Origin of the sequence: Chlorogloeopsis sp. ULAP02 (assembly GCF_038404745.2) — a bacterium.
Classification (GTDB): domain Bacteria; phylum Cyanobacteriota; class Cyanobacteriia; order Cyanobacteriales; family Nostocaceae; genus Chlorogloeopsis.
Window position 1 is genome coordinate 59,064 of the sequence record NZ_JAYKTT020000065.1, and the last position, 25,759, is coordinate 84,822.

Genomic DNA, 25,759 nt, shown 5'->3' on the forward strand with positions numbered 1-25,759 from the left:
GCTGTATATCTCTACAATGAATGAGATTCCCCCTAGTCCTCTCCAAGAGGTTAGGGGATTTTTTAACGAAACATACTGGCACTTATTTGCATAGCTCTGTTAATAGCTTCTGCATTAGATTTGCTGGCTTGAGTAAGTGCTTGCAGGTGTGCTTGTACCAAATTAACGTTTATTGGAGATTGGGCTAATTGAGTGTACACCCCAAGTAGCAAATCAGGATCAATTATTGGCAACCCATTAGTTTGTGCATAAGGGTTTCGTGTAACTATGATTACTGGATTATTCCCATAGATAATAATAGGAGGATAAGTGCAGTAGGGATTGTAAGGGCTGTATACACCCCATTGACCACCGTATAAACCGTAAGGATTACTTATGCTGAAAACACCATACTGACCGCCATAAAATCCATACTGATTAAGAATTGAATTTGCGTTGTATGTGTTGCTTGATAAAACTCCTAAAAATTGCCCATCACCACCGAATAATTGAGCAATGCCATTGACATTAACTAAAAAATCTATAAGTTGCATTATTTTTGCAGTATATTATTTCATTTTTCATTTTCTAAAGAAAATATATGAGCAACATCAGTAGCAGTATTGAAAGTTTTATGAAGATAATTTTAAATAGTTTTTTTACTTTTTTCTCTTTGCCAAGCTCAAGGCTGGAAAAGTATTGATTGAGGAAGGCTCTGTCTCTTCTTCATAAGGCTCGGAAGCTGAACTGCTGTGGTAATAATCGATGATTTACAAGCGAATCAAACGTCTTAGAGGATTGTGAAGATGAGCATTACTCTCGAACTTTCTCCGGACATCGAAGCTCGCTTAATTGCCCAAGCCTCTGCCCGTGGTATATCAGTAGAAGAGCTATTGAAAGTGACTATTGATACTTTGCTTACCGCTTCAGAGCAATCATCCTCAGCCGTTCTCTCTCCTCAAGAGCGGGCAGAAAATTTGTCAACTGGGCTAGAAGCCACTCTATTAAAACACTGCCACTTTCTGATGAAGCGATAAGCCGCGAAAGCATTTACCGCGAACGGGAAGATAGCCAGCGATGAGGTACTTGGTTGACACTAACGTGCTGCTGCGAAGCATCGAACTCAGTCATCCCATGAATAGTGCTGCTGTAAACGCCGTTCAATTTCTCCTAGCACACGGAGTTTAGCGAGACGAAACCAGCAAAGCAGTTATCCCTCTGGCGAAAGTTGGCTACACAAACGGTAAAAGCTACAAAATAAAAGACAGAATTTTCTTCTGACTATGAAAATACTGGTACTAAATGCCGGATCGAGTAGCCAAAAAAGTTGTCTGTACGAGATAACAGGTGCAGTTCTCCCTCAAGAACCACTCCAACCTCTTTGGGAAGGGAAAGTAGATTGGACTCATCGTCAAGGCGTTGCAGAAATAGAGGTTAAAACCGCTACTGGAGAATCGTTGCAAGCAGAAATCTCAGCAGAGTCCCGTCCTCAAGTTATTGCTTATCTACTTGATACTCTATACAAAGGTTCTACCCAAGTAATTGATGAACTGTCAGAAATTAATGTAGTAGGACATCGGGTAGTACATGGTGGACAAGAATACCGTGAAAGTGTAGTAATTACTGAAGATGTAAAAGGTGCGATCGCTTGTCTTTGCAGTCTTGCACCTGCCCACAATCCCGCAAATTTACAAGGCATCGAGGCAATAGAGCAACTGTTGGGAGATGTCCCCCAGATAGCAGTTTTTGATACCGCTTTTCATAGCAGTATACCCGATGCAGCAGCAATCTATCCCGGCCCCTACGAGTGGGTAGAGCAAGGTATCCGTCGCTACGGTTTTCACGGCATTAGTCATCAGTATTGCGCTCAACGGGCGGTTCAAATTCTCGGTCGAGATTTAGCTTCTCTAAAATTAATCACTTGTCATCTCGGCAACGGTTGCTCTCTAGCAGCAATTAAAAACGGTCGCAGCATAGATACAACAATGGGCTTCACACCGCTAGATGGACTGATGATGGGCAGTCGTTCGGGTGCTGTTGATCCTGGTATTCTCATCCACTTATTGCGACAAGATGGTTATACTGTTGATAAATTAGATAATGTTTTAAATAAAAACTCCGGCTTACGTGGAATTTCGGGAGTGTCTGGTGATATGCGGCGAATTCGTGAAGCGATCGCTCAAGGTAATTCTCGCGCTCAATTAGTTTGGGATATATACGTACATCGCTTGCAGTCCTATATTGGTGCGATGATTGCGAGTTTGCGAGGACTAGATGTTTTAGTATTTACTGCTGGTGTAGGTGAAAATGCTGCTGATATTCGCGCTGGGGCTTGTGAAGCTTTTGAATTTTTGGGATTGAAACTCGATTCGCAAAAAAATATGGGCAATCCAGTAGACTCAGATATTGCTGCCCCTGACTCAACGGTGCGAGTATTAGTAATTCATACCCAAGAAGATTGGGCGATCGCAACTGAATGTTGGCAATTACTGATGTAGCTCATGTTAATGGATTTTCTCAGATATCCTGACCGAGTAAATTTGTACTCCTCTAGGGAAGTTATTTGTTTATCACATCAGCCAGAAGGAAAATGGACTGCAAAGAGTGTTGAATGCTTGCTGGAATTGGAGGAAAATAGCTTAAAAGTTTTCCTAACAAGTCCGAAGCTTCCAATTTGTCGCCTTTGTTTGCGCTGGCAGACAGAATTTCCTGAACAATCTCGCTTTCTCGGAGATAGTTGGGAACGCAGTTATGGAGAACTAGAATGGCGAGGACTTTTCCCAGAACGCGTCATGCCCTGGTATATATTGATTTATGATGGCAAATCAACGCATGGATTGGGAGTAAAAACGCGATCGCGCTCTCTTTGTTTCTGGCAGACAGATGCAGAAGGAGTGAGTTTATGGTTAGATGTGCGCTGTGGTAGTGTAGGCGTTCAACTGGGAACTCGAACTTTAGAGGCAGCAACTGTCGTATTTAGAAGAGGAGAAGAAGGTGAAACTCCTTTTCAGGCAGCGCAGGCATTTTGTCAACAGTTGTGTACATCTCCCAGGCTGCCATCTCACCCCGTATATGGAGGAAATAACTGGTATCACGCCTACGGTAAAAGTTCAGCTACTCAAATTCTCGATGAAGCCAAATTAGTTAGCGATTTATCTCCAAACACAGATAATCGCCCATACATGGTTATTGATGACGGATGGCAAATCTGTCGAGAACCAGGTAATGGCGGCCCTTGGTGTATGGGAAATGCTAAATTTCCAGATATGGCAGCCTTAGCGTCACAAATTCAGGCAGTTGGTGCTAAACCAGGGCTATGGTTTCGCCCTCTATTGACAGCAGAGTATGTGCCGCAAGAATGGAAGTTAGGAGTTCAGCGTCAAAGTCATTTGGGAATAGAATATCCCCTCGATCCTTCCCAACCAGAGATATTGGAATTAATACGCAATGATATGCAGCGTTTTCTCGACTGGGGATATCAACTTATTAAACATGATTTTACAGCTTGGGATATTTTCGGACGCTGGGGACGGCAAACTTGGGTAAAACCTTTGGGAGCAGAACTTACTGATGATGGATGGGCATTTAGCGATCGCTCTCGTACCACAGCAGAAATAATTTTAGAGCTGTACCAGGCATTACGTGAGAGCGCAAAAGACGCAATCCTCATCGGCTGCAATACAGTTAATCATCTAGGTGCGGGTTTTTTTGAACTCCAACGTATTGGAGACGATACAAGTGGTTTGGAGTGGGAACGAACTCGGCGCATGGGCATTAACACCTTAGCATTTCGCATTCCTCAACATCAAGCATTTCATGCTGTAGATGCTGATTGTGTAGGGTTAACTCCCTTAGTGCCGTGGGAAAAAAATCAAGAGTGGTTGACACTTGTTGCTCAAAGTGGAACTCCCCTCTTTGTCTCCGCAAATCCCGCTTCTATTAAAGTTGAACAACGTCAAGCCTTAGAGAGAGCTTTTACATTTGCTGCTAAGGAATTACCCCCAGCAGAACCCCTTGATTGGTTGTACAACACCTGTCCCCGACGCTGGAAACTCAATGGAGAAGAAGTGACATTTAATTGGTTTGATACAACAGGAGCCTGGGTTTTTACAGATTTGTGAAGTTTTAAGAAACAAGGCAGAGGGCAGAGAGCAGCGCCGTGCGGAGGTTCCCTCCGTTAGCAGTAGCTCCACTCTGCGAGAAGCCCTTCGGGTACTCTACGAGAGCCGCCTTCGGCGTCTACGCTCCGCGAGGCTCTGAACTTCAAAGAGGCAGAAGGAAAGACAACAGAAGTGTTTTTCACCGTTACTCGGTGGGTGATATCAGAGCCAGAGGCTCTATTTTTCGTTACCAGGTTCAACCTGGTAACGAGGGTAGCGGGCTTACCTGGTAGCTGTTGTGACTGTTGCAATATGCTGGTACAGTGACTCCATAAAATTGTAAGTATCATCACACGCTTGAAAAAAACCTTGGCGCAATCGCTCTAGATCGGATTCGTTATTCAATTTTCTCTCAATCGTATCAACTGCTTGATTAGCGTGTTCTTCTTCACCACTAGAGTCTAAATGGATTTCAAACCAAATTGTTTGCGCTAACTGTTCTGAGAATTTTGGTTTGCAACTTTGTTCAATCAGATCAATTTGATACGCACCTTCCACTTCTACTCCTAGTGAATATCCCAAGGCAAAAGGAATATCACTTGTAAAACCTTTTACCATTGCATCAATAAATTGTTGTGCAACAACTGGTTCTTGAATTTGAAAACCGCAAGATTCAATAAATTCTTTTAAAATTACACAATGCATCCGCGGCTGACTTTCTTCTGCAAGCATAGTTTTTATATAATTGCGCCAAGTCTTGTCTTGGTGTGCATTTAATGCTTGACGTAAAACGATCCAAAAGAAGCCATGACAGGAAGCATGATAATAATCATTAAAAAAGATTTTAAATCCTTGTGTAGATAAGTCTTGACTAAGAAGCTTTGAATACATCCAATTCGTTAATACTAGATGCTTCTGAATTGCAAAACGGTGTATTTCATCGATAATATCTGATTTAGCAACTCTCTTCTTGGCTTTAATTCTTTTATCCAAAATTTCCGCCATTTTTTTAGAGCTTGAAAAGTTGGCTTTGGCTAGGTTAGTTGCATTATTATTAAACGAAAGAGATTGCAAATCCAGATAAGTCATCGATTGCATAGAAGTCAGTTGTGTCATGCTAATTTACTTAGAAAAACACTCAAAATTTCACAGCAATACCATCAAATTAATTACAATTTGAAGACGCTGTGTTATGGTGTTTAACTTGATTTTTGTCTAGAAAAATCATCTGTTGCATTATTATTTAATTTTTTCTTCAAAATCTATCCGTAATTCCCTATATTTGTCAAAAACATGGAGTAGCAAATAAGACTATGTATATTAATGTACTTGGTATTAGTACTGAGTAATTAATTTATGTAAAGATTAGCAATGATCTAGAAATATTACAGTATGCTTTTAAAACTTAGATTTTATTGATTTAGATTTAGACTACGTTACAATTAGCAACTTATTGTGATGTTAGTAAACTAAAGTTTTAATCATTTTTTAATGTTTAAAAATTAATTTATTTTATAGATTATGTATTAAAAAAGTTGAGAGTTCAAGTATAATCACGTATTTGTTTGGATTCCCTGACTTTTTTGTAACTTAACAGTCTTGCTTGTTTACCTACTTAAGAAATATCCGTAAAACTAACTACAGCTAGGTCGTAATGTTTGGGAAACTTGGAATAGTCTTTTGGTAAAGACTTTATAATTCAAAATTGGTATGTGTTAGGAATTACACAAATTATGATTTTTATATCATTTGACTGATGATTGCTTAAACATCACCCGTAAGTAGTAAATATATTAAGCAGATAAATATACTTAGAATAAGAGATTGACAAATCGACCAAATTAATATTTTTTGGATTAGGGGCTAAAAGCTTTAGACTAAGCTGCTCCCCTAAATCAATTGCAAATAACTAAAGATTTTTCCTGCTAAAGGCTCAAAACCATCGCCGAATTCTGCTGGGTAATGTTGTACTGCCCAGAAGGCTCTGCCATTGTATTCACCAACAAAGACACTGCCAACGATATTGCGATCGCCTTGTTGCCGAAAGACTATTTTTTCTGTTGCCCAAGGATATAAATCCTCTTGAGCTTGAGAACGGTTAGTTACTTGCCATTTATTGATGGCAAATAAACCATTATTTCCCAATAATCTTTCTGTTGTCTGTTGCAAAGTTAACTTTTCACCAGGAAAGAAAAACTGTACGTACACGTTTTTATTAGGATTACTATCAGGTTGAAGCCAGTAAAACCATACTGCTGTTCCCTCCCCGGAACTAACTGTTTGATCTACAAAACGATTGGCTGGTACATAGGTTGTAAAGGGTAAACCTGCTCTTTTGTAGAGGTTGAGCGTAATTTTCTGTTTTTCTCCTTCTACATTAATGGTGTCAGTAATTGTATTTGATTTCGGTTGGGCTGTTGGTGGAGTAGGAGTGGGCGTGGGAGTGGGGTTCACTTGCACGGTACAGCCATTGCTAAAGATGAGTGCGATCGCACTCATAATAGAAAAAATCTTATTCATAATTTTGATGCTTTTTTAGCATTACTATTTCAGCAACGTCGCAAAAGTACAAGCCAAATCATAAACAGCCTCAAAGGCAAGGGAATAGTTGTAGGCAAATCTGCGATCGCTCTGCGAGTAAAAAGATGTTCAAGACTAATTGCACCGATTATTAGTTCGCGCTCTTGTAAAACAAACTCTCCAGAAAAAGGAGATTCAGCTTTTAGCTCGTATTTGGTATCAGCATAGTTAATTTCAAATATTCTTGCAAAGGGATTAGGTTTCACAGCCCAGGCAATACGTTCACCGTTTTGTTCTAGAAAAAAAATTGCACTTACTGGAGTTTCACGGTAAGCTGTACAGCAAGAATTTGAAATAAAAAATTGACCAGCCTCTCCCCAAGTTGAAAATTCAATACTTCCAATAGATAAATTATCCTCTACAACATCACAATTCCAAGTAAACCAATTTCTTGGAGTCGTCTTGAGCACTCTTGCCTCCCAAATTTTATTTATGATGGGCTTTTTTGCTGTTCATTAGTCCTCATCCTAAATAGAGATGGCAGCAATTGAACTCATGCTTTTGGATCACCAATTCAGGTGATTGTAGCGGTTTATGTAGAGTAAATCTTTTGCACTCATTCGATTTTCAAATAACTCTGAGACTTGTAGCATTCTCTATAACCGTAAGGTGGAGAGAACCTGCAGGCGGGTTTCCCACGCCCAGGGAACTTCGGAGCACTGTCTAGAATGTAAAAATAAGAGTTTGAAGAAAGTTAGGCAGTGCCCATCCTACAAGAATTGCAATCAAGCAACTGGTGCAAGATCTGAAAAATCGACCACAGATAGACACAGATGAACACGGATAATATCTGTGTCTATCTGTGTTTATCTGTGGTTGTAATAAATCTAGATCCTGATTTTTGCAAGAAGTCTTGTAATCTTCACCCCGTCCGCTAGAACAGAGTGAGGTTTTAAACTCAAGATAGGTGCAATAATGTTCACTAAAGTCTAAACTGCTAATAAAATCCTACTTTTACAGGTATTTGTTGTGAAAGCTAGATGGATTATTGTCGCAGTCTCAGCAGCGCTGTTTTTTGGCGGCAGCCTGTTTACATCTTTACGCGATCCCTGGTTTCAGAGCTTGCAACGTCCAGACTGGTTGACATTTGAGTTTATCATCCCGTTTGTCTGGTTTTTGATTTGGAGTTGTACAACAATTTCTGCAATCTTAGTATGGGATAAAAGCTCAAAAAGGTTTCGCCCTTGGTTTTTAATGGCGATGTATGCAGCGATCGCTATTTTAACTTCAGCTTATAGTCCGATTGTGGTTGAACTCCGCAGCCTTTTTGGTGGAATGATTGTTGGTGGTTTAGCAAGCATTCTTGTGTACATTCTGGCATTTCTAGTTAAACCAATTTCTAGAACCGCTTCTTGGCTATTTTTACCTTACGCTCTTTGGGGGCCATTTGGTACTTATTTGACTTGGGTGTTGATTCAACTTAATCCCGGTGTAGGCAAATAAAAAAAGGTACTGGGTATCAGGGATTGGGGATTAGGAAGAGGATTGGGTGAGGTGGGGACATGGAGAAAAAGACGTGACTCATATTCCTGCTCCTTGTCTTCCCATCCCCTTGTCCTAATTTCCTTCTGCCTCCTCCTCAATACCAATCTTGATGGCGACAAATAAGCCTTTTTCTGGCTTGATATTCCTGCACAGCACCTTCAGTAATAACTCGTTGTCCGTTTCGTCTTCGAGTGGGAAGCTGTCCTGAGTGTAAAATTTGGTGCATTTGGCTTAGATCTATACCTAAACGTCTGGCTGCTTCCAAAGTTGAAATTCCGCGATTAAGCATAGTTTGTTTCCTACTTCTAGGTTGCTAAATTTACTTTGAATACTTAGTTGAATCAGTCTTATTTGAAGTAAAGTATCAAGTTGCCTCAATTACTTGCAAAATCAAACTCATCGTCTAATGTCAGTAAATTTTGACGTTTATTCTCATTCTTAAGAACACTCACGTAATAATCGGCATAGCGAAAAGCAGATGCACGATCATAAGCAGCAATAGATATAGCTTGTAAGAATACGTTTGTGGGGATATCAAATCCAGAGAATTTTTCGTATAAAGTCAACAAATCCTCATCGGTTGGAAACAAACCAGTGTTTTCTACTGATTGCGAGTAATCAAATATATCCTCTATATCCTCAATGAATGCTTTGAACATCTAGTACCTCCCCAAAAGCATAAGATGCAAAACCTGTGATGAAATTTAGCTGCTGCTCACGAGTTTGTAAGTTGACAGGGAGTTCAGTATCAGAGCATCCTATCTGCCTCAAAATTTCCAAGCAATAAGCACTGAGCTGAGTATATGAAGCTTGCTCTAATTCTTGAGCAACCTCTTTTGCCCTTTCCAGATTGACTCGAATCACCGTCATTGCAGGGCTTGTCATAAAATGCACCCTAATTAAACTGGATAATTGCAGTTTTGATCGGGATCGCAAAAGAGTGTAACCGTGTTTTTGCGGTATTTATGAAAAGGAAAAATTAAAGTAGCAGTGTATTTACGCAAATATGTCTGGAGCGATCGCCCATAAACTGTGCTGTGAATATTCAACTTGGGAAGTTTTAACAGCAGTATTTTGTAATTTATCTTAAAACAAAGAGAACTGTTTTAGGGATGAAGTACTAAGAAGTAAGCACAAAGAATTCATCTGGATGACAAAAATAATTTCAGTGTATTAGAGTTAGCACTGCTGCCATTAAGTCTCATAATATGTAATTTAGAATACTTGTGAATAATTAATACAAAAATTACATTTATAATTTACTAATTTTCATCTAAACGCTATGGAAGTCTTCAAGAATAATTACGGTAAAACAACTCTACATCTTGTTCTATTCTTTAAGCTTAACCAAAAACAGTTTTTTAAGAAAGTTTTCATCTCCAGATTTCGATAAAGTCTGAGAAGAAAACAACATAATTAAGAGGGTTTTGAGAATAAACGTTATAAGTTTTTAACTATGCCCTATTTTGCAGGTATTTCGTCTTGCTATCGCTTAGTCATCACTGGCATGATTGCTACTTTTATCTTGAGTACTGCTGGGTTTTATACGTGGCGAAATTTATCAAACAATGACATTATTGTTATGCTAGCTAATTTTGAAGATTCGGATTCCAAACAAAAAAATTACCGTGTTACTAAAAATATTTTTGATAGTTTAGATGATGCTACTAGAGGCTTTCCCGGTGTTAAAATCCAATATTTAAATAAAACTATTACAGGACAAAGGGATGCTCGTAACGAAGGCAAAAAACATCAGGCAACTATTGTAATCTGGGGTGATTATGGAGCGACAGATGTAGCAGTACAGTTGAGCGCCCACTTTGAGGTTTTACGTTCTATAAAAGAATTACCTAAAATCAAACGATTAGAGAAAACAGCAGACGTATCCGAATTAAAAAGTTTTAAATTGCAAACTAGCGTCTCCAATGAAATGATTTATTTAAGCCTTGTTACTATAGGAATAATCCACTACAAAGCCAGCGATTTGGATAAAGCTATTGCTAGTTTCAATGAGGCACTAAAAATCAAAAAATCTGTTCTTACTTTAGATAAAAGCATAATTTATTTCTATAAAGGAAATACCTATGCTCAAAAAAAATACTACGATCATGCTATTGCTGACTATAATCAAGCCATTTATTTAGACTCTAATTTAGTTAATGCCTACTATAATCGAGGACTATCTTACTACTATAAAAAAGAGTATGACCGCGCTATTGCTGACTACAATCAAGTTATTAAAATTGACCCTAATATAGCTAAGGTTTATAAAAATAGAGGACTAGTCTATGCTGAGAAAAGAAATTATGATCACGCCATTGCTGACTACAATCAAGCCCTCAAACTTGATCCTAACTTAGCTAATGCTTACAATAATCGAGGAGTTGCTTACTACTATAAAAAAGATTATGGGCGTGCTATCGCTGACTATAATCAAGCCCTCAAACTAGATCCTCATGATCCTAAAGCATATAACAATAGAGGTAATGTTTACTACTCTAAAAAAGAATATGACCACGCTATTGCTGACTATAATCAAGCCCTTAGACTTGACCCTAATTTAGCAGAGGCTTATAAAAATCGAGGACTAGCTTATGCCGACAAAAAAGATTACGAACACGCAGTTGCTGACTATAACCAAGCTCTTAAACTTGATCCTAATTTAGCAGAGGCTGAAAAAAAACAGGATTTGTCTGATGTTAATAAAGCTGTTCCAAAAAATAATAACAAATCTTCTACTGATAACAACAAAGTTCTCAAAGTTGATTTCGATGATGCAAAAGCTTACAAAAAGCGAGGTAATACTTACTATCGCCAAAAAGACTATGAGCGCGCTATTGCTGACTATAACCAAGCCCTTAACCTTGATTCTAAGGATGCTAAAGTTTATAAAAATAGAGGAAATTCTTATTACTACAAAAAAGACTATGAGCGCGCCATTGCTGACTACAATCAAGTTTTAAGAATTAATCCCGATGATGCCGAAGCTTACAACAATCGGGGATTAGCTTATACTGATAAACAAGACTACAATCGTGCTATTGCTAACTACAATCTAGCCATTAAGCTTAATCCTAATCTAGCCGAAGCTTATAACAATAGAGGGAATGCTTACTACTACAAAAAAAACTACAATCGTGCCATTGCTAACTACAACCAAGCTCTCAGACTTAACTCTAGCTTAATCAAAGCCTATTATAATCGGGGACAAGCTTACTACCACAACAAAGACTACGATCGCGCTATTGCTGACTACAACCAAGCCATTAAACTTGATCCCGATGATGCCAAAGTTTACTACAATCGTGGGCTAGCTTACTACTACAACAAAGACTACGATCACGCTATTGCTGACTACAACCAAGCCATTAAACTTAACCCCGATGATGCTAAAGTTTTCTACAATCGAGGGCTAGCTTACTACTACAAAAAAGACTACGATCGCGCCATTGCTGACTACAACCGAGCTATTCAACTTGATCCCTATGATGCTAAAGCTTACAACAACCGAGGAAATGCTTACTATCCCAAACAAGAATACGATCGCGCTATTGCTGACTACAACCGAGCTATTCAACTTGATCCCAATCTAGTCGAAACTTACAATAACCGAGGAAATGCCTACTACCCCAAACAAGAATACGATCGCGCTATTGCTGACTACGATCAAGCCCTTAAACTCAATCCTAATCTAGCTGAGGTTTACGGCAACCGATGTCAGGTATACCTTCAAAAAGGAGAGTATGATCGCGCCATTAGTGACTGCAAACAAGCTCTCATACTTAATCCTAAGCTCTCTGATGCTTACTACAACCGAGGAATTGCTTATAAAAACAAAGGTAGTAAAGACAAGGCTATAAAAGACTTCAAAAAAGTTTTAGAATTAGACAGTGAGCAAGAGTTACATCAAAAAGCTGAAAAACAACTTCAAGAGTTAGGCACTAGATAGTAGAACTTAGAAATTATTCTCCAAGCCCTCTCAAAACTACTAACTTTGACTCTAACTTATTAATTTGCTCTGATGGGAGACGTTTGCAGACATACAAATTTCAAGCATGATATCATCAGGGAAAACTTCCTCCAAATATCGCGCTATCGCTTCCCTAACTACATCTGCTTCAGTACATCCAGAAGCTTGGGCTAAGAATTGAATCTTCTGCTGCCATTTTTCAGGAACCCTAGTTCCCACCATTGGTGAAAATACCATCAAAGCTACTCCGCTATAATTAATTATTAAGTAATTAATTATACGTATACTTTAGGAACTCAATGTTATTTTTATAGATTAACTTTAGAAAATTTGTAAACAATATAACTATCGGGACTTACGCACGAGTCTACGGAATAATAAACCGCAGAGAAGCCAGTGCGCCCTTGCGGGTTAAGAGACTTGTAGCAACTGGAGCAACGCAGGGAACACGGAGAAAAGAGGATTGGAGAGGGATGCTGTGTAAGTCCTAACTATTTACCATCTGATTCTATATTGTGTGCCGTATAAAATGTTCAGTTGGTTTATCGTACACACTATTTTCCCTGACTTTGTAGGATACAATTGTATAGCTTAATACTAAGCATCCTAGAAAAAAAATGACACTAAACCAAGTCATAAGGTTATTGGTGATTGAAAGCTCTCTCTCTAACAATCGCATCTTGGCTGCGTCAAATTCAGTTCTAGTTATCTTAGTGGTATGAAATTGTGTAGTTAGATTAGGAATGCGCGATATCGTCTCTGTTAGCTTGTTGTTTCGTTTTTCCAGGGGCATATATTAAAGCTTATTCATCAGCAACCAAGATAACATGGCTTTTGTCAAGTAGCAATTATGCTGAAAAAATTAAATAATAATGTATAAATAAAAGCTTATAGTTGTTTTTTCAGCCTATTGGTAAACTCCAACCCTTTCTTACTAAGACTTTGTGTTTTTGACTGGGTTGTCTGACAACAAGAATTTAAGGAGAATTGATGCTGTCTGCGTCAATAAATTTTGATATGACAAAATATAATTTTCACTCAACAACATCACCTCTAAGCGATCGCCAACGTAAAGTGAAACTCGCTACCCTGGTTTTTACCGCCAGAAGTCGCCCAAATCTCTCCCCCTAGCTTTTGAACAATTTGACGACAAATCGCTAAACCCAATCCAGTGCCGCCAATTGTGCGTCGTAGGAAACCTTCTTCTTGATAAAAGCGTTGAAAAATGGCTTCTAGCTGATTTGGTTCAATTCCCCGACCTGTATCTGCAATAATGATTTCTAACATCCTTTGTAACTTCGGCTTTTTTTGAGAAGAAACCGAAGTAACTGATTCTGTTTTATGATTTATGATTTGAGCACGAATCGTTACCTTGCCATCAGAATTGGTAAACTTACAAGCATTTTCTAAAAGCTTAATCAATACCTCAATCAACCCTTCGCCATCCGCTTGTACTAGGGGTAATTCTGGTGGTAGTTCCAGAACAATTTGAGGTAAAGGCTGTACTGATAAGCGTTCTTTAAGGCTACCCAAAACTAAATCTAGACTCACTTGTAAAGAAATTGGCTCTAACTGCCAGCGCATCGAACCTGCTTCTAAACGAGAGAGAGTCAGAAAATCCTGGATCAACCGCCGCATCCTTTCTAAATCGGTTAAAGCAGTTTTCAACATTGACTGCTGCATTTCTGGTGGCATATCCCCTTCACTAACTAAACTCTCCAAACAAATTTGGATAGTAGATAAAGGAGTACGCAATTCATGTCCTACGATCGCTATGAGGTTGCTTTGGGTACGTTCTAGTGCTGCTAGTTGCTGGTTAAGAGTTTCTAGATTACGGTAAGCTTGAGCTTGGATGAGGGCAACTCCTACAGAGGTAGCGATCGCTTCTACCAAAGCCTGCTCGGAATCACTCCAAACATAGGCACAGTCACCGCAGTGGTGTAATTCCAATATTCCTAACCAGGTTTCTTGATAGCGAATTGGCACTAGCAAGCACGAGCGAATCTGCCAACGCTGTAGTTGAGTACTTAACTTTGAATCTGCTCGTATACCCAAATCTTTTGTAGTGTCAGTAATGGCAAGTGAGTGATCGCCAAATAAAGCAGCTTGAAACAGTGGATGAGTTGCTAATGACCAATTTTCGCCTTTCATTGCCGGAAAATCAAAGGCTACCCATTCATACTCAATCGGCGCTGCCACATCACCCACTTGATATGGGTAAAGCAGACAACGACAAGGGCTAAATAACTGCCCCAATTCTCTAACTGCAATCTGGAAAACCTCTTCCGGTTTTAAAGAACTGCGGATAGCGGCGGTAATTAAATTAATTAACCGTTCATTGCGCTCTTTTTTTGTAATGGTGCGATAGGCTTTGAGCTGCTTGTATTGACTAGATTGCAAATAGGTTACCAGGCGATCAGTAAACAATCTGGCATCAATTTCTAGTATGGGATCGCTTGCTACTCCAGGCAAAGCTTTTGAAGATAAACCGTAGCGCTTTTGCGATCGCTTGACAGCAGCAGCCAAGTCTGGGCGATATACTAAAATCTTATCAAGTAACAGCCCAGCTGCAACTATACTAATCTGACGCTCAAAAGTCCAAATTCCTTTAAATTGCCTTGCTTGATCCAGTGCTGCTGCATCTATTGGGGAAGCAAATTCAAGGGCAACTATACAGGCAGCATACTTTTTACCAATAATAATCAGATGCCATTCCTGTGCTAAATCATCTTCTGGAGCAAGGGGAATGGTGAAATAGGGAGCTGAAACCGCTGCAAAATCAGACTCTTGTGCAGCTAAGACATAAATCTCATTTGTACGCTGGGCAATTCGCTGATAGCGACGACTCTCCTGACGATAGAAACGCTCCTGCTGAAAGTTAGCAATTACCAAAGGTTGATCTTTCCCTACCAGCACCAAGTCTTCCATTGCGTGAGAAAGCGCTGTCAAGGAAGCCTTGAAATAAATCTGAGGGCGTAGATGCGGTAGAGTTTGAAGTAAATCCTGCAATAGTGAATTGGCACTCTTCATCACTAATAAGCTTTAGAGCCGCCTTCTGTTACAAGTTTTTAAACTAATACTACGGAGCTATAAAAATGATTTGCTCTTCTAAAATCATGATTATGCGATCGCCACAATCAATGTATGAATGATATCATCAAGCAGGGTGCTATCAGCCTGCTCTGCGCAGAATTGATTCTGGCGAAAAAGTTTTACCCAAATTGGCATCACGCAGATCAACATCACCCAAATTGATGCAGCTTAAGTCTGTATTGCGTAAATCGGTTCTTGACAAAATAGCTTTTGTCAAACTGACATTGTACAAATCTGCCTTACTCAAATTTGCTCCAGTCAAATCTGCCTTTCTCAAATTTGCACCTGCTAGATTGGCACCAGTGAGATCGGCATAGCGTAAATCAGCACCTTCAAGATTTGTATTGCTCAAATCGGCATAACGCAGATCAGCTAACCGCAGATCAGCTTCAGTTAAAATCGCTCTGTGCAAATCCGCGTTGGTGAGGGTTGCTCGAATTAAACAAGCTTTGCTCAAACAAGCCCAAATTAATAAAGCTTCTGTTAAGTCAACTCTCCATAAAATTGCTTGCTCCAGAATTGCTTCACTTAAATTGGCTCGATACAAGGAAGCTCCAGATAGATTAGTTCCGCTCAAATCTGCCTGCCCCAGGTTTATCCCAGCTAAACAGATTTCACTCAAGTTTAATTGTCGCAAGCTAACCTGTAAAAAATCCTTGTTACCTGCACTATGGTGTTTGAGAATGTCATCAGTATCCATGCTCTTTACAACTGGAAATTTGTCAGTTTGTAAACTTATGTAAATAAATATAACAAAAATTAGAACATCAGCCAATTATCGCTGTGCATGGACGCAGGAACAGCACAGAGAGAGCATGTGTAATTAATTTTGTATAGGTACTACCGATTCTTAAAATTAGAGCTACACATAGTTTGTAGTAAGCACTTTTTGTGCTTACTACAAGCAGATAACCTTTGTAGCGATTTTTTGAGAAACAGAATTATCTCTGTACCATCGAAGTCAAAGACGAAACATTTTTAAGATGCCCTTGTCTCCCCTTATCCAAGTCTTTCCTTCTACCTTCTGCCTACCAACGGATACGCCGTACCTACGCTCTTGCGCGTAGCGGCTCCGCATCTACCGCGTCTACTGCTATCTACCTTCTTAAGATTGACTGTGATTTTTTTGACTAGCAACAGCCGCTCTCAAATTACCTTGATATTCTGAGAGCAACTTTAAGCCTGCCTCTTTTTCCAAACCAGTCCAATGCATTAACAGTGCTAATTTAACCCATTTACCGCTTCGTTCTAGTAAAAACCCAGATGCCTCACGACTTAAACCTGTTAAGTCTTGCAAAATTCGTAAAGCGCGATCGCGTAATTTTTGATTAGTAACTGCTACATCTACCATGCGATTGCCATAAACTTTACCCAAACGTACCATCACACCTGTAGAAAGGATATTTAAAGCCAGTTTTGTTGCCGTTCCTGCTTTAAGGCGAGTAGAACCAGCTAATATTTCTGCCCCGGTTAACAAGCGGATGTCAACATCTACTTCCATGCTTACCTGTTCGACTGGTACGCAGGTAATAAAAATAGTAGTAGCTCCCCTTTGACGAGCAGCATTAATTGCACCGTGAACAAAAGGTGTTGTACCACCAGCCGTAATGCCAACTACTACATCTAGTTGTGTCACTTGTCGTTGTTGAATCGCAGCCTCTCCATCTTGAGCGCGATCCTCTAAGTCTTCAGAACTGCGTACCAACGCGCCAGCACCACCAGCAATAATTCCTTGTACTAGTTCTGGAGGCGTACAAAAAGTAGGTGGACACTCAGCAGAATCTAGTACACCAAGTCTACCACTTGTGCCTGCACCAACATAAAACAAACGTCCTCCTTGGCGCAAACACTCAGCAGTACGTTCAATTGCCTCCGCCAAATCAACTCTAGCTGCTGCCACCGCAGCTACTGCTTTTTGATCTTCATCATTAAATAGTTCTACCAATTCTAAAGTACTGAGCTGGTCTAAATTAAGACTATTTGAATTAACCTGCTCAGTTAAAAGATGCCCGCGCTCCTGCAAATTCGTCATTTATTCTTTGTCCTTTGTCATTTGTCATTTAGCCACGGAGATGGGAAGCTCAAAGTCAACAGTCCAAAATTTACAGTCAAGGATTGTGATCATTGACTATTAAATGTTGACTAAATGACGAACTACAACAATCCCTCCAATCTGCGACGTATTCTTTCAAGTTCAGAATCAGAGAATTCTGGCTGTTGTTGTGATTCCTGTTTTTCAGGCACAGATTCCTCTTGTACATCTGGTTTCCAATCGGTTTGTTCAACATTTACTTCTGGAGGAACTATTAATGCGCTGTTTTCTGGGATAATTTCCCAATCATAGTCAGCACTTTGGCAAAATTCCTTAATTTCTTCCGCATCTATTGCCTCCACTGTCGGTGTGGGGAAATCCTGAGCTTCCAGCATCAAAGCAAAACGTAGGGCATCGTCTTCTGACTCAAACATGAGAATTTTGTTGCGATCGCTGACTCGAATTGTATGAATTCCCTCATTGTCTGTACCAGCATTAAAAATTAACACAAAAACACGCATGGGTGTAATCATCTTTCCTATCATCTGGGGCCTATTTTTTTAATATGTGATACTGTGATAGTACTAGGATTAATTTAAAATAAATTCACAACTACTTTTGAGTAATTTAACCTAGTTTTTGTAAGAATTTATCCATGTAACTACCAGGTGATTGCAAAGTTGGGGCGATGAACCCCAGCTTTTTATTTGGAGATTTTTCAAATATTAGTGGAAATTGCTTGCACAGGACAGGTAGGAATACATTGTTCGCAGACTATGCAGCGCGATCGCGTAAATGTCAATTTATAGCTTTCTGGGTTGAGGGTTAACGCTTCAGTAGGACAGACTCCTGTACATAACCCACAATGCACACACAAATTTTCGTCGATGACAATTTCACCTAATGTGTGGGAAACACTGATATTTTGCGATCGCATCCACTCAATCGCAGCATCTAGCTGATCTATATCTCCTGAAAGTTCTACAACTAGCTTGCCAATTTGGTTCGGTGCCACTTGGGCGCGGATGATATTAGCTGCAACGTTAAAATCTTTTGCCAGTCGATAAGTAACTGGCATTTGAATAGCACGTTTAGGAAAGGTGAGAGTAACTCGTTTTTTCACAATTGTTGAAATTCTTCTGCATCCACCTCATCTTTAGTTCTAGCGTACTTAGCTAACTAGGTAGAAATAATTAAACATAAAATGCTTATTCACAAAAACTTGACAGGATAAGCATTTTTCCTTACGCCATCTACATTAGGCATAACTTTTAACTTGTCGATCATGCAAACAGCGCCCGTACGTGCGATCGCTACATTTTCTTAAATCTTCTTAAACCTTTGATGTTGTTTTCTACTAAATCCTTTAAACAGGTACATACTAATTGCGCTGGCTGATTATTCAAGAATTGAGCAAGCATTAAAATATTAAATTTTATTACAATCTCTGCTAAAAGTAGATCAAGTCAAAGTCATTTCGACTACGTTATTAAAAGTAAAGTCATAACGATTATGAATAAATTTGCTGTTGTAGCAAGTGTCCGGGTGTAGATTTTCTTCCCGCTTTATTGCTGGGGGTTAAAGAAGATCTCTGAGAACTCAAGATAATTAACCGAACTGTATTGAGATATTGCAACGTTTTATTAAATTTATGGAGAAATTGCCCACTATGGCTGATCCTAAAACATTGACAACCGCTGATGGCATTCCAGTTGCAGATAATCAGAACTCGTTAACAGCAGGCGATCGTGGCCCTGTGTTAATGCAGGATTTTCATTTAATGGAGAAGTTAGCTCACTTCAACAGAGAACGAATTCCTGAGGTGTTGTGCATGCGAAAGGAGCCGCTGCATTTGGCACATTTACCGTTACTCACGACATTACTCGCTACAGTAAAGCCAAAGTTTTTTCAGAAATTGGCAAGCAAACCCCAGTTCTTCTCAGGTTCTCTACGGTAGGAGGCGAAAAAGGTTCAGCCGATGCTGAACGCGATCCCAGAGGCTTTGCAGTCAAATTCTATACAGAAGAAGGTAACTGGGATTTGACAGGTAATAATACACCAGTCTTCTTTATCCGCGATCCGCTCAAATTTCCTGATTTCATCCATACGCAAAAGCGCAATCCGCAGACGAATTGTAAAGATGCCAACGCCATGTGGGATTTTTGGTCACTTAGCCCAGAGTCTCTACATCAGGTTACAATTCTATTTTCTGATCGCGGCACTCCCAAAACCCATCGGCACATGAACGGTTATGGCAGCCATACATTTAGCCTGATTAATGCCCAAGGAGAACGAGTCTGGTGCAAATTTCATTGCAAAACCATCCAAGGCATTGAAAACTTTACAGCAGAAGAAGCAATTCGAGTTAAGGGTGAAGATCCCGATCATGCCACCCGTGATTTATTTGAAGCGATCGAGCAGGGAAACTATCCCCGTTGGCGAGTTTGCATTCAGGTAATGACACAAGAACAGGCGGCACGTTATCAAGATAATCCTTTTGACTTAACAAAAGTTTGGAAACATTCAGAATATCCCTTGATTGATGTGGGAATTCTTGAACTCAATCGCAATCCTCAAAACTACTTTGCTGAAGTTGAGCAGGCGGCGTTTTCTCCTTCTAACGTCGTTCCTGGGATCAGCTTTTCTCCCGATAAGGTATTGCAAGCTCGGATCATGTCCTATCCCGATGCTCACCGCTATCGGATTGGTGCCAACTATCAGCAATTACCTGTCAATCAGCCCAAATGTCCAGTGATGCACTACCAACGTGATGGTGCTATGGCATTGGGCAACAATGGCGGCAATACACCTAATTACGAACCTAACAGCTATGAAGACGCACCAAAGCAAAATTGTGCGTATGCAGAGCCAGCTTTAGACTTAGGCAATGTCAAAGTTGATCGCTACGATCACCGTGCCGGAAATGACGATTACACCCAAGCAGGAGATCTCTATCGGCTGATGACACCCGATCAACAAGAGCGTCTGATCCAGAACATTGTAGGCAGTTTGAGTCAAGCGCGACACGATCTGCAAATGCGTCAACTTTGCCATTTCTTCCGAGCAGATGTAAATTATGGTCGTCGTGTGGCAGAAGGATTGGGAATAGTAATCGATCCATCTATGCTTCCCAAGTCTGCCGAAGCCGTCGGAGGTAGAAGCTAGTAGGGACAAGGGGACACAGGGAAGGGGAGACACAGAGAACAATTCTACTTCATTCTCCATTCTCCCCTCTCCTCATCTGTGATCGCGCTTATGCAGTAGTCTCAGAAACAGAAGGCCATTACTCAACAAAAGTACTAGAGTTAAAGATAACAGTACTTAATAAGTTTTAATAAATCTGTTATGAGTACGGATTCACCTGTGAATTCTCCAATCAAGCCGGAATCTTCTTTTGGAGTGCGCCTGAGAAATTTCTTAATTGCAATTGTGGCGATCGCCCTCAGTGTTGCCCTTGTTTTGGGATTGAAAAGCGAAACTAGCTCTGTTTCTCTAACTAGTTTAGATGAACAATCTACACCATTAGAAGTAGCTTTAACCAATGGCAAACCATCGTTAGTGGAATTTTATGCTAACTGGTGTACTGTTTGCCAGAAAATGGCACCGGACATAGCTCAACTAGAACAGCAGTATGCAGACAAAGTTAATTTTGTCATGCTAAATGTAGATAACACCAAATGGCTGCCAGAAATGCTGAAATATCGGGTAGATGGTATTCCCCATTTTGTATTTTTGAGCCAAAAGGGAGAATCTGTTGCACAGGCGATCGGCGATCAACCCCGCACAGTTATGGCAAGTAATTTAGAAGCTTTAGTTGCCAATTCACCCTTACCTTATGCTCAAACTAGTGGGGAAGTTTCTAAAGTTTCAGGATCAGTAGCACCAGCAAGTAGCAAAGACGATCCCCGCAGTCATGGTAGTCAAGTAGCAAAATAAATTTATAGTGAGGGTACAGTGGGGGCATTGTAATGATGTGTCCCGACTAGAAAATTTAGCCAAAACACATGATAAAGCCTGTGACTTTAGTTCTCGTTACCAGGTTGAACCTGGTAACGAAGGTTTGTAGGTTGCCTCCTCTACTTGCTAGCCTGGTAAAATTGATAGCTGCACGTGAATGTATTATAGTTGACTAAAATACTGACAGTATAACGCTCATAAGAAGAGTAACTTCATCATAATTACAAAAAATCTCTTTTTTTGAGGAAGTTTACGAGAAACAGTACGTTAATTCCTTACATTTATTCGGATTTCGGCTAATTAATCTACCAATGGTAGTCTTGAAACATCGAATTTCTTCGATATAATTAGCCTTATGGATACGAAAGACACTGACATATTTAAAGTTCTTGCTAACGAAACTAGGTTACAAATCTTGCAGTGGTTGAAAGAACCTGAAGCAAACTTTCCTCCTCAAGATGTAGATCCTAGTACAGTTGGGGTTTGCGTTAGTAGTATTCAAAAGAAAACTGGCTTGGCTCAATCTACTGTGTCTCATTATTTATCTATGTTGGAGGCTACAGGGCTGATTATATCTACACGCCAAGGGCAGTGCACTTATTACCGTCGTAATGAAGAAGCTTTCTCTGAGTTTGTTACTCACGTGGCTACAGAGTTATAGTATAAATAAAAATGAATCCTCCTCTTTATCGATTCTTATTATTTAATATCGAAATTATTCGATATTTCTAATAATCAGAATACTGTTATGGTGTAGGTGCGACAGACAAGTGACGGTATAGATGAGGGAGACCAGGATGCTAGCAAGTTATTTAATTTTATTATTTATCGGCTTGGGTGCTATCTGGCTAGGACTCAAAGTACGTGAGGAAGTCTATCGCATTGCAATTGTATTCAGTGGAGTAATGCTTTTGGTAATGGGATTTGTGTTGTCTCCATCTGTGGTGCAATTTGGTGTTGTGCTAGTTTTGCTGGGGCTGCATAAACTATATATTCCGCAGCCGAAATTTTAGATGTTTGGAACTGAACTGTCAAATTTTTGAGCTTTAATGAGGATAGATTATCAGCTCGGCAGGATCGCGATCGCTCTAGTTAAAATAGCGGTTTATGCCTTACCTCTAAGCTTTGAAATGCTTGGATTCTCAGTGGATTTATTGTGGCATACAAAAAGCGATCGCGCTCCTGCTCATCAACTGTTGCGGAATTTCATTGCGCAACTATGTCCAAAGAGCGATGAAATTGAGACAAGCTAAGGAAAAGCCGATACTATAATTCACACCAAATTAGCTCCCCAACTTCTTAAAGAAGTCGGGAAACTGTGTTGGATTGCTATATATATCGCCAGGCTGATGTACGCTTTCAATAAAAGCTGAATACTGATATCGTAACTTGCAAAAAATTTTTCTGCGCGTTACATTCTCGGCCTAATTAGCCTTGAAAAATATTTACACACATTTACTAAAACAAAAGGTTTCATCTCGATGAATCGAGTAATATCTTGGATAGAAAGTATGCGGCTGTGCCAGATAATCGCTGTTTTACTAGTAACTATTGCATTTTTATTTAGTACAGCATTTGGCAATTCTTATCAGCAATCTGCCCAGGCAAAAGCGCTAACACCAGAAGCACAACAATATCATTCTGAAGGTGGCAAAGAATTTCAAAAGGCAGTAAAAGATACTCAAGAATCTGGTAAAAATATCTTAGAAAGCGCTAAAGATAATATCGTAGAAAAACTTAATCTAAATGAACCGATTCCTCCAGCGACTAAAGAGTTTTTCCAGGATGTCAAAGAAAATACCCAACAAGCAGTTAAGAATCCACAAGTAGTTATCCAAGACTCTCAAAATCAAAAATAAAAAAAGTAGCTTGTAGAAGCAAAATTTAAGTCCAAAATTCTTTGATAACCCACACCTTAGCAAGGTTGTGGGTTTTGTAAATGATTTTGTGAGTACGGGTATTTTGACATTGCCTACAGAGAAACCCCCAATAGTAGATGCGATCGCTACATTAGAGAATAGAGAAAGATAAATCAGCGATCGCATTTAATTTTAGGGTATTTCAGAATAAATCATGAGTGAAAAAGCTACTATTTTAGATAATCCCTTGCTTCAAGGCTCTGGCTTACCTGCTTTTGCAGACATTAAACCAGAACAAGTAGTGCCAGCGTTTAACCAGCTGCTAACAGAATTAGATCAAGAACTTACTAAATTAGAGTCTGACGTACAACCGACTTGGAGCGGTTTAGTAGAATCTCTAGAAAAAATTACTGAACGTCTCAGTTGGAGTTGGGGTGTAGTTAGCCATTTAATGGGGGTAAAAAATAGCCCAGAACTAAGAGAAGCTTATGAAACCGTACAACCGCAGGTGGTACAGTTTTCTAACAAGTTGAGTCAAAGTCAACCTATTTATGATGCTTTTAAAGCACTGGGCAACAGTAATAATTGGAATAACTTAGATTCTGCCCAAAAGCGGATCGTGGAAGCTGCAATTCGAGATGCAGAACTTTCTGGAGTTGGTTTGCAAGGAGAGGCAAAAGAGCGTTTCAATGCCATCCAAATGGAGTTGGCTGAACTCTCCACTAAGTTTTCTAACCACGTTCTAGATGCGACAAAAGCTTTTGGCTTGACTTTAACAACAAAAGAAGAAGTTGACGGACTGCCCCCCAGTTTACTTAGTTTAGCAGCACAAGCAGCACGAGATGGGGGAGCAGAAAACGCCACCATAGAAAATGGCCCTTGGCGCATTACTTTAGACTTCCCTAGTTATGTTCCTTTTATGCAGTACAGCACTCGCCGTGACTTGCGCCAAGTGCTTTACAAAGCTTACATGACTCGTGCTTCGTCTGGAGAGTTAGATAATAACCCAATCATTGAGCGCGTTTTGGAGTTGCGTCAAGAACTAGCAGAACTACTTGGCTATAAGACTTATGCAGAAGTTAGTTTAGCAAGTAAAATGGCTCCCAATGTGGAAGCTGTAGAAAAACTACTGGAAGAATTGCGCCAAGCCAGTTACGATGCAGCAATGCAGGAATTAGAAGATTTGAAAGCCTTTGCAGCTTCTAAGGGAGCAGCAGAAGCTAATGATTTAAAGCATTGGGATTTTAGCTTTTGGGCAGAACGCCAACGAGAAGAAAAATTTGCCTTCACTCAAGAGGAATTACGCCCTTACTTCCCTCTACCCCAAGTGCTAGATGGTTTATTTGGATTGGTAAAGCGCATATTTGGTGTGACAGTCACTCCTGCTGATGGCAAAGCACCCGTGTGGCATGAGGATGTCCGTTATTTCCAAATAGCTGATGAGGCAGGTAATCCCATTGCCTACTTTTACCTAGATCCTTACAGTCGCCCCGCCGAAAAGCGTGGCGGTGCGTGGATGGATACCTGTATTAATCGGGGTAAATTTACGGAGAATGGCTCGGTGAAGACTCGCTTACCCGTAGCGTATTTGGTATGTAATCAAACACCCCCAGTTGATGGCAAACCGAGCTTAATGACTTTTACAGAAGTAGAAACTTTATTCCATGAATTCGGCCACGGTTTGCATCATATGCTAACTAAGGTAGATTATGCCGGAGCCGCAGGTATTAATAATGTCGAATGGGATGCTGTAGAATTACCCAGTCAGTTCATGGAGAATTGGTGTTATGATCGCCCGACTTTGTTTGGCATGGCGAAACATTACGAAACTGGCGAAACTTTACCAGAACACTATTACCAAAAACTGCTAGCGGCAAAAAACTATATGAGTGGTAGTGGTATTCTCAGGCAACTCCACTTTAGCTTCCTTGATATTGAACTACACCACCGCTATCGCCCTGGTGGCAATGAAACACCCAAGGATGTGCGCGATCGCATTGCCAAGACAACAACCGTCATCCCACCCTTACCAGAAGATTCTTTCCTGTGCGCTTTTGGACATATTTTTGCAGGAGGTTACGCAGCAGGTTACTATAGTTATAAATGGGCAGAAGTCCTAAGTGCAGATGCTTTTGCAGCTTTTGAAGAGGCAGGTTTAGAAAATGAAAAAGCTGTAAAAGTTACAGGTAAACGTTATCGTGATACAGTTTTGGCTCTTGGTGGTAGCCGGCACCCAATGGAAATATTTAAGTCTTTCCGTGGGCGTGAACCAAGTACAGAACCATTACTCAGGCACAACGGTTTAGCTGCTGCTTAACGACAACATTTATCAGCATAGATGGGTAATACTTGCGCTCTACCCATCCTACAAATGATAAATACAACAAAGAAGGCGCTATGATTAGCGCCTTATTACCGTGATTAGATGAATTCACAAGGTAAGGAATAAACTTAGATACTTACCTTATTTATTCAGGGATAGTTTCTGCGTGAACAATAACATGGATAAGAATAATAAAAAAGTACATTAAATAGTCTCTTAAGGTTTGAGTGTTTCATTAAGTAAAAGGCAGAAGGAAAAAGTTTTTTCATTCTTTACTGGTGAAGCAGCGCTCTTGGGAGGGTTTCCGACGCCACATCCTACCCTACGGGAAGGGCTAGGTAGGGTAAGGTACGGCTTCAAGGTAGAGTACCCGTTCCCCCG

25 protein-coding genes and 1 pseudogene are annotated in these 25,759 nt (G+C 40.0%); 12 read left to right on the forward strand and 14 right to left on the reverse strand.

Going from position 1 to position 25,759, the window contains the following annotated elements; genetic code table 11:
* Positions 1 to 62 precede the first annotated feature (62 nt).
* Complete coding sequence (locus U2718_RS21785) at positions 63 to 533, reverse strand: hypothetical protein (protein ID WP_341996983.1); 471 nt, start codon at positions 531 to 533, stop codon at positions 63 to 65.
* 252 nt (positions 534 to 785) lie between these two features.
* Here U2718_RS21785 and U2718_RS21790 point away from each other — a divergent pair, with 252 nt between their 5' ends.
* The 3 genes from U2718_RS21790 (at position 786) to U2718_RS21800 (ending at position 4,100) form a co-directional block, all read left to right on the forward strand.
* On the forward strand, positions 786 to 1,016 hold the full coding sequence (locus tag U2718_RS21790; RefSeq protein ID WP_341996981.1) for a hypothetical protein: 231 nt from the start codon (positions 786 to 788) through the stop codon (positions 1,014 to 1,016).
* A gap of 246 nt (positions 1,017 to 1,262) precedes the next feature.
* Positions 1,263 to 2,477, forward strand: a complete 1,215-nt coding sequence (locus tag U2718_RS21795; protein WP_341996979.1) for an acetate kinase — start codon at positions 1,263 to 1,265, stop codon at positions 2,475 to 2,477.
* Between the two features lie 9 nt (positions 2,478 to 2,486).
* Entirely contained in the window at positions 2,487 to 4,100 is a 1,614-nt protein-coding gene (locus tag U2718_RS21800; protein WP_411813347.1) for a hypothetical protein, read from the forward strand.
* 261 nt (positions 4,101 to 4,361) lie between these two features.
* Here U2718_RS21800 and U2718_RS21805 read toward each other — a convergent pair whose 3' ends face one another.
* From U2718_RS21805 to U2718_RS21815, 3 genes are all read right to left on the reverse strand, one after another.
* Positions 4,362 to 5,195, reverse strand: a complete 834-nt coding sequence (locus U2718_RS21805; RefSeq protein ID WP_341996975.1) for a hypothetical protein — start codon at positions 5,193 to 5,195, stop codon at positions 4,362 to 4,364.
* Positions 5,196 to 5,969: 774 nt separating this feature from the next.
* On the reverse strand, positions 5,970 to 6,599 hold the full coding sequence (locus U2718_RS21810) for a hypothetical protein (RefSeq protein WP_341996973.1): 630 nt from the start codon (positions 6,597 to 6,599) through the stop codon (positions 5,970 to 5,972).
* A 29-nt stretch (positions 6,600 to 6,628) separates the two neighbouring features.
* Entirely contained in the window at positions 6,629 to 7,069 is a 441-nt protein-coding gene (locus U2718_RS21815; protein ID WP_341996971.1) for a hypothetical protein, read from the reverse strand.
* Positions 7,070 to 7,628: 559 nt separating this feature from the next.
* On the opposite strand from U2718_RS21815, the gene U2718_RS21820 reads away from it, so the two are divergent.
* Positions 7,629 to 8,102, forward strand: a complete 474-nt coding sequence (locus U2718_RS21820; RefSeq protein ID WP_341996969.1) for a TspO/MBR family protein — start codon at positions 7,629 to 7,631, stop codon at positions 8,100 to 8,102.
* Between the two features lie 136 nt (positions 8,103 to 8,238).
* Here the strand turns inward: U2718_RS21820 and U2718_RS21825 are convergent, their stop codons facing one another.
* The 4 genes from U2718_RS21825 to U2718_RS21840 form a co-directional block, all read right to left on the reverse strand.
* Complete coding sequence (locus U2718_RS21825; protein ID WP_341996967.1) at positions 8,239 to 8,433, reverse strand: helix-turn-helix domain-containing protein; 195 nt, start codon at positions 8,431 to 8,433, stop codon at positions 8,239 to 8,241.
* Positions 8,434 to 8,518: 85 nt separating this feature from the next.
* Positions 8,519 to 8,803: a hypothetical protein gene (locus U2718_RS21830; RefSeq protein WP_341996965.1), complete on the reverse strand. Its 285-nt coding sequence runs from the start codon at positions 8,801 to 8,803 to the stop codon at positions 8,519 to 8,521.
* Complete coding sequence (locus U2718_RS21835; RefSeq protein ID WP_341996964.1) at positions 8,784 to 9,029, reverse strand: hypothetical protein; 246 nt, start codon at positions 9,027 to 9,029, stop codon at positions 8,784 to 8,786. The genes U2718_RS21830 and U2718_RS21835 overlap by 20 nt, the downstream gene beginning before the upstream one ends.
* A gap of 14 nt (positions 9,030 to 9,043) precedes the next feature.
* Positions 9,044 to 9,193, reverse strand: coding sequence for a hypothetical protein (locus U2718_RS21840; RefSeq protein ID WP_341996962.1), 150 nt, complete (start codon positions 9,191 to 9,193; stop codon positions 9,044 to 9,046).
* Positions 9,194 to 9,600: 407 nt separating this feature from the next.
* Here U2718_RS21840 and U2718_RS21845 point away from each other — a divergent pair, with 407 nt between their 5' ends.
* Positions 9,601 to 12,093 carry a tetratricopeptide repeat protein gene (locus U2718_RS21845; RefSeq protein WP_341996960.1) on the forward strand — a complete coding sequence of 831 codons (2,493 nt, stop codon included), beginning with the start codon at positions 9,601 to 9,603 and terminating at the stop codon, positions 12,091 to 12,093.
* A 51-nt stretch (positions 12,094 to 12,144) separates the two neighbouring features.
* Here the strand turns inward: U2718_RS21845 and U2718_RS21850 are convergent, their stop codons facing one another.
* The 6 genes from U2718_RS21850 to U2718_RS21875 form a co-directional block, all read right to left on the reverse strand.
* Positions 12,145 to 12,351: a hypothetical protein gene (locus U2718_RS21850; RefSeq protein ID WP_341996957.1), complete on the reverse strand. Its 207-nt coding sequence runs from the start codon at positions 12,349 to 12,351 to the stop codon at positions 12,145 to 12,147.
* A gap of 816 nt (positions 12,352 to 13,167) precedes the next feature.
* Entirely contained in the window at positions 13,168 to 15,144 is a 1,977-nt protein-coding gene (locus U2718_RS21855) for a DICT sensory domain-containing protein (RefSeq protein WP_341996955.1), read from the reverse strand.
* 142 nt (positions 15,145 to 15,286) lie between these two features.
* Positions 15,287 to 15,907 carry a pentapeptide repeat-containing protein gene (locus U2718_RS21860; protein WP_341996953.1) on the reverse strand — a complete coding sequence of 207 codons (621 nt, stop codon included), beginning with the start codon at positions 15,905 to 15,907 and terminating at the stop codon, positions 15,287 to 15,289.
* A 405-nt stretch (positions 15,908 to 16,312) separates the two neighbouring features.
* Positions 16,313 to 17,239, reverse strand: a complete 927-nt coding sequence (gene murQ / locus U2718_RS21865; RefSeq protein WP_341996951.1) for an N-acetylmuramic acid 6-phosphate etherase — start codon at positions 17,237 to 17,239, stop codon at positions 16,313 to 16,315.
* A 122-nt stretch (positions 17,240 to 17,361) separates the two neighbouring features.
* A complete protein-coding gene (locus U2718_RS21870; RefSeq protein ID WP_341996949.1) occupies positions 17,362 to 17,772 on the reverse strand; it encodes a DUF3110 domain-containing protein in 411 nt (136 codons plus the stop codon).
* 185 nt (positions 17,773 to 17,957) lie between these two features.
* Positions 17,958 to 18,362 carry an NIL domain-containing protein gene (locus U2718_RS21875; RefSeq protein ID WP_341996947.1) on the reverse strand — a complete coding sequence of 135 codons (405 nt, stop codon included), beginning with the start codon at positions 18,360 to 18,362 and terminating at the stop codon, positions 17,958 to 17,960.
* A gap of 528 nt (positions 18,363 to 18,890) precedes the next feature.
* Here U2718_RS21875 and U2718_RS21880 point away from each other — a divergent pair.
* From U2718_RS21880 to U2718_RS21910, 7 genes and pseudogenes are all read left to right on the forward strand, one after another.
* A pseudogene (locus U2718_RS21880) lies at positions 18,891 to 20,404 on the forward strand (catalase).
* Positions 20,405 to 20,584: 180 nt separating this feature from the next.
* Positions 20,585 to 21,175: a thioredoxin family protein gene (locus U2718_RS21885; RefSeq protein ID WP_341996945.1), complete on the forward strand. Its 591-nt coding sequence runs from the start codon at positions 20,585 to 20,587 to the stop codon at positions 21,173 to 21,175.
* Positions 21,176 to 21,551: 376 nt separating this feature from the next.
* Positions 21,552 to 21,857 (forward strand): metalloregulator ArsR/SmtB family transcription factor, encoded by a 306-nt coding sequence (locus U2718_RS21890; RefSeq protein ID WP_341996943.1) that lies wholly within the window; start codon positions 21,552 to 21,554, stop codon positions 21,855 to 21,857.
* Between the two features lie 136 nt (positions 21,858 to 21,993).
* Positions 21,994 to 22,209 (forward strand): hypothetical protein, encoded by a 216-nt coding sequence (locus tag U2718_RS21895; RefSeq protein ID WP_341996941.1) that lies wholly within the window; start codon positions 21,994 to 21,996, stop codon positions 22,207 to 22,209.
* Positions 22,210 to 22,245: 36 nt separating this feature from the next.
* Complete coding sequence (locus U2718_RS21900; protein ID WP_341996939.1) at positions 22,246 to 22,449, forward strand: hypothetical protein; 204 nt, start codon at positions 22,246 to 22,248, stop codon at positions 22,447 to 22,449.
* A 228-nt stretch (positions 22,450 to 22,677) separates the two neighbouring features.
* Positions 22,678 to 23,055, forward strand: coding sequence for a hypothetical protein (locus U2718_RS21905; RefSeq protein WP_341996937.1), 378 nt, complete (start codon positions 22,678 to 22,680; stop codon positions 23,053 to 23,055).
* 214 nt (positions 23,056 to 23,269) lie between these two features.
* On the forward strand, positions 23,270 to 25,372 hold the full coding sequence (locus tag U2718_RS21910) for a M3 family metallopeptidase (RefSeq protein WP_341996935.1): 2,103 nt from the start codon (positions 23,270 to 23,272) through the stop codon (positions 25,370 to 25,372).
* The last annotated feature ends 387 nt before the right edge of the window (positions 25,373 to 25,759 follow it).

Excerpts from the sequence above, each read along its gene's own strand:
- U2718_RS21795 (WP_341996979.1), top strand. The coding sequence starts at position 1,263 with ATGAAAATACTGGTACTAAATGCCGGATCGAGTAGCCAAAAAAGTTGT.
- U2718_RS21890 (WP_341996943.1), top strand. The coding sequence starts at position 21,552 with ATGGATACGAAAGACACTGACATATTTAAAGTTCTTGCTAACGAAACT.
- U2718_RS21825 (WP_341996967.1), bottom strand. The coding sequence starts at position 8,433 with ATGCTTAATCGCGGAATTTCAACTTTGGAAGCAGCCAGACGTTTAGGT.
- U2718_RS21835 (WP_341996964.1), bottom strand. The coding sequence starts at position 9,029 with ATGACAAGCCCTGCAATGACGGTGATTCGAGTCAATCTGGAAAGGGCA.
- U2718_RS21895 (WP_341996941.1), top strand. The coding sequence starts at position 21,994 with ATGCTAGCAAGTTATTTAATTTTATTATTTATCGGCTTGGGTGCTATC.
- U2718_RS21790 (WP_341996981.1), top strand. The coding sequence starts at position 786 with ATGAGCATTACTCTCGAACTTTCTCCGGACATCGAAGCTCGCTTAATT.
- U2718_RS21785 (WP_341996983.1), bottom strand. The coding sequence starts at position 533 with ATGCAACTTATAGATTTTTTAGTTAATGTCAATGGCATTGCTCAATTA.
- U2718_RS21830 (WP_341996965.1), bottom strand. The coding sequence starts at position 8,803 with ATGTTCAAAGCATTCATTGAGGATATAGAGGATATATTTGATTACTCG.
- U2718_RS21850 (WP_341996957.1), bottom strand. The coding sequence starts at position 12,351 with ATGGTATTTTCACCAATGGTGGGAACTAGGGTTCCTGAAAAATGGCAG.
- U2718_RS21810 (WP_341996973.1), bottom strand. The coding sequence starts at position 6,599 with ATGAATAAGATTTTTTCTATTATGAGTGCGATCGCACTCATCTTTAGC.
- U2718_RS21845 (WP_341996960.1), top strand. The coding sequence starts at position 9,601 with ATGCCCTATTTTGCAGGTATTTCGTCTTGCTATCGCTTAGTCATCACT.
- U2718_RS21910 (WP_341996935.1), top strand. The coding sequence starts at position 23,270 with ATGAGTGAAAAAGCTACTATTTTAGATAATCCCTTGCTTCAAGGCTCT.
- murQ (WP_341996951.1), bottom strand. The coding sequence starts at position 17,239 with ATGACGAATTTGCAGGAGCGCGGGCATCTTTTAACTGAGCAGGTTAAT.
- U2718_RS21885 (WP_341996945.1), top strand. The coding sequence starts at position 20,585 with ATGAGTACGGATTCACCTGTGAATTCTCCAATCAAGCCGGAATCTTCT.
- U2718_RS21805 (WP_341996975.1), bottom strand. The coding sequence starts at position 5,195 with ATGACACAACTGACTTCTATGCAATCGATGACTTATCTGGATTTGCAA.
- U2718_RS21870 (WP_341996949.1), bottom strand. The coding sequence starts at position 17,772 with ATGATTACACCCATGCGTGTTTTTGTGTTAATTTTTAATGCTGGTACA.
- U2718_RS21800 (WP_411813347.1), top strand. The coding sequence starts at position 2,487 with ATGGATTTTCTCAGATATCCTGACCGAGTAAATTTGTACTCCTCTAGG.
- U2718_RS21860 (WP_341996953.1), bottom strand. The coding sequence starts at position 15,907 with ATGGATACTGATGACATTCTCAAACACCATAGTGCAGGTAACAAGGAT.
- U2718_RS21900 (WP_341996939.1), top strand. The coding sequence starts at position 22,246 with ATGAGGATAGATTATCAGCTCGGCAGGATCGCGATCGCTCTAGTTAAA.
- U2718_RS21905 (WP_341996937.1), top strand. The coding sequence starts at position 22,678 with ATGAATCGAGTAATATCTTGGATAGAAAGTATGCGGCTGTGCCAGATA.
- U2718_RS21855 (WP_341996955.1), bottom strand. The coding sequence starts at position 15,144 with ATGAAGAGTGCCAATTCACTATTGCAGGATTTACTTCAAACTCTACCG.